At 68.9% G+C, this 9,039-nt stretch carries 6 protein-coding genes and 1 pseudogene; 4 read left to right on the top strand and 3 right to left on the bottom strand.

Annotated features, from left to right (window positions below):
• Both glnA and Q8Q77_RS17640 read left to right on the top strand, forming a co-directional pair.
• Positions 1–448: pseudogene (glnA, locus tag Q8Q77_RS17645) on the top strand (glutamine synthetase); the annotation flags it as partial.
• A gap of 192 nt (positions 449–640) precedes the next feature.
• Entirely contained in the window at positions 641–2,962 is a 2,322-nt protein-coding gene (locus tag Q8Q77_RS17640) for a penicillin acylase family protein (RefSeq protein ID WP_305585055.1), read from the top strand.
• Between the two features lie 28 nt (positions 2,963–2,990).
• On the opposite strand, the gene Q8Q77_RS17635 is transcribed toward Q8Q77_RS17640, so the two are convergent.
• The 3 genes from Q8Q77_RS17635 to Q8Q77_RS17625 are packed head-to-tail and all read right to left on the bottom strand — an operon-like array spanning position 2,991 to position 5,031.
• Complete coding sequence (locus Q8Q77_RS17635) at positions 2,991–3,980, bottom strand: Gfo/Idh/MocA family protein (RefSeq protein ID WP_305585053.1); 990 nt, start codon at positions 3,978–3,980, stop codon at positions 2,991–2,993.
• A gap of 14 nt (positions 3,981–3,994) precedes the next feature.
• The gene (locus tag Q8Q77_RS17630; protein ID WP_305585051.1) at positions 3,995–4,435 is read right to left on the bottom strand and encodes an isoprenylcysteine carboxylmethyltransferase family protein; all 441 of its coding nucleotides are present in this window, start codon (positions 4,433–4,435) and stop codon (positions 3,995–3,997) included.
• The gene (locus tag Q8Q77_RS17625; RefSeq protein ID WP_305585049.1) at positions 4,432–5,031 is read right to left on the bottom strand and encodes a TetR/AcrR family transcriptional regulator; all 600 of its coding nucleotides are present in this window, start codon (positions 5,029–5,031) and stop codon (positions 4,432–4,434) included. Before Q8Q77_RS17625 ends, Q8Q77_RS17630 begins: the two co-directional genes overlap by 4 nt.
• Positions 5,032–5,175: 144 nt before the next feature.
• On the opposite strand from Q8Q77_RS17625, the gene parE reads away from it, so the two are divergent.
• On the top strand, positions 5,176–7,218 hold the full coding sequence (parE, locus tag Q8Q77_RS17620; RefSeq protein WP_305585047.1) for a DNA topoisomerase IV subunit B: 2,043 nt from the start codon (positions 5,176–5,178) through the stop codon (positions 7,216–7,218).
• 159 nt (positions 7,219–7,377) lie between these two features.
• Complete coding sequence (locus Q8Q77_RS17615; RefSeq protein WP_305585045.1) at positions 7,378–9,003, top strand: DEAD/DEAH box helicase; 1,626 nt, start codon at positions 7,378–7,380, stop codon at positions 9,001–9,003.
• Positions 9,004–9,039: the final 36 nt, after the last annotated feature.

Here is a 9,039-nt window from a genome sequence, read left to right as displayed (position 1 = left end):
GCGCCTGGTGCCCGGCTACGAAGCCCCGGTGAAGCTGGCCTATTCGGCCCGCAACCGCTCGGCCTCGATCCGCATCCCGCACGTGGACAGCCCCAAGGGCAAGCGCCTGGAAGCCCGCTTCCCGGACCCGATGGGCAACCCCTACCTGACTTTCACCGCCCTGCTGATGGCCGGCATCGACGGCATCATCAACCAGATCGATCCGGGCGCGCCGGCCGACAAGAACCTCTACGACCTGCCGCCGCGCGAGCAGAAGAAGATCCCGGAAGTCTGCGGTTCGCTCAAGGAAGCCCTTGAGAGCCTCGACAAGGACCGCGGCTTCCTGAAGGCCGGCGGCGTCATGAACGACGACTTCATCGACGCCTATATCGAACTGAAGATGGAAGAGGTCATGCGTCTCGCCCTCCATCCTCACCCGGTCGAATTCGACATGTACTACAAGTGCTAGGCGCCGCCCTCTAAGGCGACGATCGAGGGCCGCGGATCACTCTGCGGCCCTTTTTCGTAGCCGTCCCGCCCCGATGTTTCCCCGCGCGGAGCCCGATTTCGAAGCTGCGCCGTTGACGTACGGCGTTCGAATGGTCGTCATCCGGATGAGAGTGGCCCGCCTAGGCGCCGCCACGGGGGAACGGTCATGACGATGATCCGCAGTCCAGCGGCGGCGCTGATATTGGCCGCAGGGCTCGCCTCGAGCGCCCAGGCCGCCGGCTACAAGGCCGAGATCGTGCGGACCAAGTACGGCGTTCCCCACGTCATGGCGGCCAACTATGGCGGGCTGGGCTACGGCCAAGCCTACGCTTACGCCCAGGACAATATCTGCCTGATCGCCGACAAGATCGTCACCGTGAACGGCGAACGCTCCAAGCATTTCGGCGCGGACGGGGCCAATACGGTCGCCTTCGCCGAGATCAAGAACCTGGAGAGCGACTTCTTCTTCAGGGGCGCCCTCGACATGGCGGCCCTGCGCGCGGCCTTCGCCCGGTCCAGCAAGGACTATCGCGACCTCGTGACCGGCTATGTGGCAGGCTACAACCGTTACCTGCGCGATGTCCCCGCTGGGAAGCGGCCCGAGCCCTGCCGCGGGGCGGCCTGGGTGGCGCCGATCGCCGTGGACGACATGCTGCGCCTCAACGAGGAGCGGATGATCCAGGCCAGCGGCGGGGCCTGGCTGCGTCAGATCAATGCGGCGGCTCCGCCGAGCGCCACGGCGCCCAAGCCCATGGCGGCCCTGGGCCTGCCCGAGCCCAGCGAGACCTTCGGCCTGGGCAGCAACGGCTGGGCGTTCGGCCGCGACGCCACGGCCAACGGGTCGGGCCTGCTGCTGGGCAATCCGCATTTCCCCTGGGAGACCACCAACCGGTTCTATGAGCTGCACCTGACCATCCCGGGCAAGACCGACGTCATGGGCGTGACCATCGCGGGGGCGCCGGGCCTGTCGATCGGGTTCAACAAGGATGTCGCCTGGACCCACACGGTCTCCACCGACCGCCACTTCACCCTGTTCGAGCTGGCCTTGGATCCCTCCGACCCGACCGCCTATCTGGTGGACGGCAAGCGTCACCAGATGACCCGCAAGGACGTGACCGTCGAAACCGTGACCGGCCCCCAGACCCGCGCCTACTATTCCACCCACTACGGCGCGGTGGTGGTCGTGCCCCAGGCCGGGCTCGGCTGGAGCCCCAAGACCGCCTATGCAATCAAGGACGCCAACAAGTCGAACCTCCGCTCAGGCGACACCTGGCTGGCCATCACCCGCGCCCAGTCCGTGGGTGAGATCAAGGTGATCGCCACGAAGACCCTGGGCATCCCCTGGGTGAACACCATCGCCGCCGACCGCCATGGCGACGCCCTCTATGCCGACATCACCGCCACCCCGAACGTCTCGGCCGAGAAGCTGGAGGCCTGCGCGCCCAGCCCGCCCGCCGCCGCGCTGGGAAATCTCGCGCGTATTTTTGTTCTGGATGGCTCGCGTTCCGCCTGCGATTGGGACCAGGCTGCGGGAACCGTTGCGCCAGGCCTCATGCCCGGCGACGCCATGCCCTCGATGATCCGGGCCGACTACGTGGCCAACAGCAATGACAGCTATTGGCTGGTCAACCCCAAGGCGCCCCTGCCCGCTTTCTCGCCGCTGTTGGGTCCCGCCGCCGTCGCTCAGAACCTGCGCACCCGATCGGGCGTCGTAGAGATCGAACGCCGCCTGGCCGGCGCCGATGGCCTGGACGGCAAGCTGTTCGACGCGGCCAAGGTCCGGACCATGCTGTTCTGGAACCGCAACCTGGCCGCCGATCTCTATCTGGACGACGCCCTGAAGGCCTGCGCCGCCAACTCGACGGCGACCACCACGGCCGGCAAGACCGTCGACCTCGCCCCGGCCTGCGCCATCTTGGCCAAATGGGACCGTCGGATGGACAACGAGAGCGTCGGAGCCATGCTGTTCGTGGAGTTCTTCCGCCTGGCCGAGCGCACCCCGGCCCTGTTCGCCACGCCCTTCGATCCGGCCGATCCGGTCAACACCCCGCGCGGCCTGAAGACCGATGCCGATAGCGCCGCCAAGATCGCCCAGGCCCTGGCCGGCGCCGTCGAACTGATGGAGCGCCAGAAGCTGGCCCTCGACGCCCCCTATGGCGCGATCCACTTCGCCATCCGCGGTGATCGCAAGATCCCGATCCACGGCGGCGAGGGTCAGGCCGGGGTGCTCAACGCCCAGCAGTCGCGGTTCGTGGCCGGAGCCGGCGGCTACGTGCCGTATCACGGCTCCAGCTACATCCAGGTCGTGGCCTTCGACGCGGCGGGCCCGGTGGCCGATGCGGTGCTGTCCTATTCGCAGTCCACCGATCCGGCCTCGGCGCACTATGCCGACCAGACCGAGCTCTATTCGAAGAAGGGCTGGCATCGCCTGCCCTTCCACCAGGCCGACATCGCCGCCGAGGCCCTCGGTCCGGCGCTGAAGCTGTCGGAATAGGCGATCAGGTCCGGGGTGAGCGCCCGAGCTAGTTCAAGGTCGTGCGGCCGCCTAGCGCGGCAGCGGCCTTGATCGCGTCGATGGCGGCCATCTGGGCCACGGCGTCGGCGCCGCCGGTGAGCGGCGGCGGTCCACCCCGGACGGCGGAGACGAAGGCGCGGAGCTGGAAATCATAGGTGGGATCGCGGGTCACCGTCTCGCGACGGCTCTCCGCGCCTTCCCGGGTGACTTCCAGCATGTGGCCCATCTGCGGCGCGAGCGGGTTGATGACCTTCAGGACGCCCTCCAGGCCGGTGATCTCAAGGCTGGCCCGCACGGGCGCGGCCATGTCGCAGGTCAGTTCGGCGAGCACGCCGCGCGGGAACGTCAAGATGGCGTGGGTGGAGATGTCGATGCCGGACGCGCCGAACACCGATTGAGCCTGGACGCCGAACGGTTCGGCGCCGGCCACCGTCCGGGCCCAATGCAGGCAGTAGGTCCCGAGGTCCATGAGCGCCCCGCCGCCCAGCGCCGGATCGTAGCGCAGTTCGGCGCCTGTATCGGGGATCGAGGCGGTGAACACGGCCGCCATGCGGCGGACCTCGCCGATCTCCCCGCTGGCGCAGATCTCCAGCACCCGGGCGAACAGCGGGTGGTAGCGGTAATGGAAGGCCTCCATCAGGACGAGGCCGCTGGCGGCGGCCGCGGCGGTCATCCGTTTGGCCTCGGCCGCGTCCATCGCGAACGGCTTCTCGCAGAGCACCGGCTTACCCGCCGCCAGCGCGGCGATGGTCAGGTCGGCGTGGCGCGAAGGCGGCAGGGCGTTGTAGATCGCGTCCACCTCCGGGTGGGCGATCAGGGCCTCGTAGCTGTCCAGGGCGATTGGGATGGCGTGTTCGACGGCATAGGCGCCGGCGCGAGCGGCGTCGCGGGCGGCCACGGCCGTCACCTGTGCGACGCCGGTCGCCTTGGCGGGCGAGATCAGGGCCAACGGCGCGATCCGCGCCGCGCCCAGGACGCCGATCCTAAGTGGCCGCACCCGTCCCTCCCCTGTCAGATCCAGCGCCGCACGCGCCGGGCGTAGGCCTCGTAGGCCTCGCCGAACTTCGCGCGCAACGCGGCCTCTTCGAACGGGATGTACACGAGCTGGCTGGCCAGGGCGAACACCAGCGGGCCCGCGAACGGCGTCAAGGCGCCCAACAGGATCGCTGCGCCCAACAGCACCAGCAGGAAGCCCAGATACATGGGGTTGCGGGTCAAGCGGAACGGGCCGTCGGTCACCAGCGTCCCCGGCTCGTTGAAGGTCTTGATGTTGGTCCCGATGCGCCGGAACAATCCCGCGCCCTGCAGGAGCAGCAGCGCCCCGAGCGCCAGCGGCAGCAGGCCCAGCCAGTTGAGCGGCGGGGTCAGCAGGATGGCGCCGGGCAAGAACCAGCGAAGGCCGGCCATGCCGATCAGCAGGATCAGGACGAGCGGCGGCGGGAGGAGTTTCATAGGCCTATTCCTTCATCGCGCCGGGCCGAGAGCGCCCGGCGCATGACGACCTGCAAGGTCGCCAGGGAACGTTCGCAGTCCTCGCCCTCGGCGACCGCGTCGGCGGTCTCGTGCATCACGGCGAACAGCAGGCGTGCGGTGGGATCGGGGTCGAGGCCCGCGAAGTCGCCCGCCTCCTGTCCCGCCCGGATGATGGCGGCCAGCCGAGTGGCCGCGTGCTCCTTGGCCGGCAGGGCGCGCCGCCGTGCAAAGTCGCTGTGGAACAACACGTCGTGCAGCCGCGCCTGGCCCAGGGTGAAGGTCACGAAGGCCGCCGCCACCTCGTCCAGCACCGTCAGCCAGTCGATTGGCCCCTCGACCTCGGTCGGGAGCTGGTACTGGGCGTCGAAGCGCTCGAAGATCCGGCTGCGCAGGGCTTCCAGCAGATCGTCCCAGGTCGGGAAATAGTGGAAGAAGGTCCCCTTGCCCGCGCCGGCCGCGGCGGCCACGTCCTCGACCCGCACCGCGTCGCCGTCACGCGCCAGCAGGCGCTCGGCGGCCTCCAGGATCTCCAGCCGCCGCACGGCCGGATCGAGACGTCTGCGTGGTTCCGCCATGCGACTCTCCTATCGACTTCAGGTCAATAGTTACTGACCCGTGGTCGATTGTCAATCCTGGGGACCGGCTGAGCGGTCGCATTGCTTTGCTGCGCGCGGCGATTCATATGGAGCGGTCTCGAATCGTTCCATTTTCACGGTCTCATGTCCAAGGCCTCCCTCCCCCAAGCTTCCCTGTTCGATGATGCGCTGAACCCGGCGCCTGCGGCGCCGTTGGCCGAGAGCCACGAACCGCGTCCCGATCCGGCCGTCACCGGCGGCTATTCGGCCAAGGACATCGAGGTGCTGGAGGGGCTGGAGCCAGTCCGCAAGCGCCCGGGCATGTACATCGGCGGGACGGACGAACGCGCCCTGCACCACCTGTTCGCCGAGGTGCTGGACAATGCGATGGACGAGGCCGTCGCCGGCCACGCCAAGATCATCGAAGTCCGGCTGGACGCCGAGGGCCGGCTCACCGTCAGGGACGATGGTCGCGGCATCCCCGTCGACCCGCACCCGAAGCACCCGGGCAAGTCGGCCCTGGAAGTGATCATGACCGTCCTGCACTCGGGCGGGAAGTTCTCCGGCAAGGCCTACGAGACCTCCGGCGGCCTGCACGGGGTCGGCGTCTCGGTGGTCAACGCTCTGTCCGAGCATGTGGAGGTCACCGCCTGGAAGGACGGCTTCGAGTGGCGCCAGGCCTTCAGCCGCGGCAAGCCGTTGGGCCCGATCGAGAAGGGCGCCCCCACCCGCAAGAAGGGCACGGCGATCGCCTTCATCCCCGACGCGACGATCTTCGGCGAGGGCGCCACCTTCAGGCCGGCCCGGCTCTACCGGATGGCGCGGTCGAAGGCCTATCTGTTCGGCGGGGTGGAGATTCGCTGGAGCTGTGATCCCTCGCGCATCCACGACCAGACCCCGGCCGAGGCGACCTTCCGTTTCCCCAACGGCCTGGCCGACTTCCTGGCCGAGCGGGTCAAGGGCATCGAGACCGTGACGCCCGAGCCGTTCGCCGGCCGCATCGAGCGCAAGGCCGAGGGCGGAGCGGTGGAATGGGCGCTGGCCTGGACCCCGGCCGGGTTCGGCGAGGCCGACGGTTTCATGCAGTCCTACTGCAACACCGTGCCGACCCCAGAGGGCGGCACCCACGAGGCCGGCTTGCGCGCGGCCCTGGTCCGCGGCCTCAAGGCCTATGCGGAGCTCACCGGCGAGAAGCGCGGCGGCATCCTGACCGCCGAGGACGTGGTGGCCCAGGCCGGCGCCCTCATCAGCGTCTTCGTGCGCAATCCCGAATTCCAGGGCCAGACCAAGGAGCGGCTGTCGTCGGCCGACGCCCAGAAGCTGGTCGAGAACGCCCTGCGCGATCCCTTCGACCACTGGCTGACCGCCCAGCCCAAGGTCGCCAGCGCCCTGCTTGAATTCGTCATCGAGCGGGCCGAGGAGCGCCTGAAGCGTCGCCGCGACAAGGAGGTCGCCCGCGCCTCGGCCACCCGCAAGCTGCGGCTGCCGGGCAAGCTGGCCGACTGTTCGGGCCAGGCCACCGACGGCACCGAGATCTTCCTGGTCGAGGGCGACAGCGCCGGCGGCTCGGCCAAGCAGGCCCGTGATCGCCGCACCCAGGCGATACTGCCCCTGCGCGGCAAGATCCTGAACGTGGCCTCGGCCTCCCTGGACAAGATGTTCGCCAACAAGGAACTCACCGACCTGATGCTGGCCCTGGGTGTCCAGGGTGGGGCGAAGTTCAAGGAAGAGGATCTGCGCTATGAGCGCGTCGTGATCATGACGGACGCCGACGTCGACGGCGCCCACATCGCCTCGCTGCTGATCACGTTCTTCTACCGGACCATGCCCAACCTGATCCGCTCGGGCCGCCTCTATCTGGCCCTGCCCCCGCTCTATCGCCTGAGCCACGGCGGCAAGATCATCTACGCCCGCGACGACGCCCACCGCGAGGAGCTGCTGGCCACCGAGTTCAAGGGCAAGAAGCCGGAGATCGGGCGCTTCAAGGGCCTGGGCGAAATGATGCCCGCCCAGCTGAAGGAAACCACCATGGACCCCAAGCGCCGGACCCTGGCGCGGGTCACCCTGCCGCGCGCTGAGGAGGCGGTGGAGGAGCTGGTCGAGGCGCTGATGGGCCGTAAGCCGGAGTCGCGTTTCCGCTTCATCCAGGAGAACGCCGAGTTCGTCACCGGCGATCTGGACGTCTAGCCGGGGCCGACAATGTTCGGCCCCTTGAACCATAAGTGACAGAACGCGTTTGACTTGAAGGCGGCAGACCGTATCTTCCGCCGCGCGCGACGATCGCCGTCCGCGCCGCCGCGGTTTGTGCTCCCCTTCGGGCGGGCCATCCGCCCCACTTGCAATTGAATGACTGAATTTTCCGAACTGGGCCTATCGCCCGCGACTTTGAAGGCCGTGGCCGACACCGGCTACACCACCGCAACACCGATCCAGGCCGAGGCCATCCCCGTCGCCCTGCAGGGTCGCGACGTGCTGGGCATCGCCCAGACGGGCACCGGTAAAACGGCCGCCTTCACCCTGCCGATGATCGACCGCCTGGCCGCCGGGCGCTCCAAGGCGCGCATGCCGCGCGCCCTGGTCATCGCCCCGACCCGCGAACTGGCCGACCAGGTCTCGGCCTCCTTCGAGAAGTACGCCAAGGGCCAGAAACAAAAGCTCTCCTGGGCCCTGCTGATCGGCGGCGTATCCTTCGGCGACCAGGAACTGAAGCTCGACCGCGGGGTCGACGTCCTGATCGCCACCCCCGGCCGGCTGCTCGACCACTTCGAGCGCGGCAAGCTGCTGATGACCGGCGTGCAGATCATGGTGGTCGACGAGGCCGACCGCATGCTGGACATGGGGTTCATCCCCGACATCGAGCGCATCTTCAAGCTGACCCCGGCCAAGAAGCAGACCCTGTTCTTCTCGGCCACCATGCCGCCGGAGATCACCCGGCTCACCAAGCAGTTCCTGAACGATCCCGTGCGGATCGAGGCCACGCGGCCGGCCACGACGGCGGAGACCATCTCCCAGTACGTCGTGCGGCTGCCGACCTCCGACCCGAAGGCCAAGCGCACCGCCCTGCGGATGCTGATCGGCGCGGACGACGTGCGAAACGGCATCGTCTTCTGCAACCGCAAGTCCGAAGTCGACATCGTCGCCAAGTCGCTGAAGGCCCACGGCCTGGACGCGGCCCCCATCCACGGCGACCTGGACCAGGCCACGCGGATGCGCACCCTGGAGGCCTTCCGCAAGGGTGAGCTGAAGCTGCTCTGCGCCTCCGACGTCGCCGCCCGCGGCCTGGACGTTCCCGACGTCAGCCACGTCTTCAACTATGACGTCCCGCACCACGCCGACGACTACGTGCACCGGATCGGCCGCACCGGCCGGGCCGGTCGCAGCGGCAAGGCCTATATGATCGTCACCCCCGCCGACTCTCAGAACATCGCCAAGGTCCTTAAGCTGATCGGCAAGGACCCCGAGGAAGTGGTTCTGGAAGGCGTCGACTTCGCCGCCATCAAGGACGAGCGCCGCGCCGAAGGCCGCGGTGGCCGCGAACGCGGCGGTGGTGGCCGTGAGCGCAGCGGTTCGCGTGATCGTGCCCCGCGCGGCGAACAACGCAGCCGCCCCCACGCCCCGCACGGCCAGACGGCGTCCATGGAGCCGATCACCGCGCCCATGATCGCCCCGGCCACCGAGGAGACCCAGGCCCCGGCGCCCCGCAGTCGCGCGCGCAAGCCGCCGGTCGAGGCGCAGCCGCCCGAGGCCGCCACCGCTCCGGCCCCTCGCGAGGAACGTCCGGAACGCGCCGAGCGCCCTGCCCGCGCCGAACGCCCGGAGCGTCCCCGCCGCAACGAGCGCGAAGAGCGTCCGCGTCGCGAGGATCGCCCCCGTCGCGACGACCAGGAGGATCGCGGCGTTGTGGGCTTCGGCTCCGACACACCAGCCTTCCTGATGCGCGCGCCGCCCCGGCTTCCCCCGGCCGACGAATAGTTCGGCCGAAAAGTTCAGCCTTAACGCCTCATTTGG

It is taken from the genome of Phenylobacterium sp. (genome assembly GCF_030698145.1).
In the GTDB taxonomy this organism is placed as follows: Bacteria; Pseudomonadota; Alphaproteobacteria; order Caulobacterales; family Caulobacteraceae; genus Phenylobacterium.
The sequence above is the reverse complement of the archived record's forward strand: the minus strand, read 5'-3'. Positions and strand labels throughout refer to the sequence as shown.

Excerpts from the sequence above, each read along its gene's own strand:
- Q8Q77_RS17640 (WP_305585055.1), top strand. The coding sequence starts at position 641 with ATGATCCGCAGTCCAGCGGCGGCGCTGATATTGGCCGCAGGGCTCGCC.
- Q8Q77_RS17625 (WP_305585049.1), bottom strand. The coding sequence starts at position 5,031 with ATGGCGGAACCACGCAGACGTCTCGATCCGGCCGTGCGGCGGCTGGAG.
- Q8Q77_RS17630 (WP_305585051.1), bottom strand. The coding sequence starts at position 4,435 with ATGAAACTCCTCCCGCCGCCGCTCGTCCTGATCCTGCTGATCGGCATG.
- parE (WP_305585047.1), top strand. The coding sequence starts at position 5,176 with ATGTCCAAGGCCTCCCTCCCCCAAGCTTCCCTGTTCGATGATGCGCTG.
- Q8Q77_RS17615 (WP_305585045.1), top strand. The coding sequence starts at position 7,378 with ATGACTGAATTTTCCGAACTGGGCCTATCGCCCGCGACTTTGAAGGCC.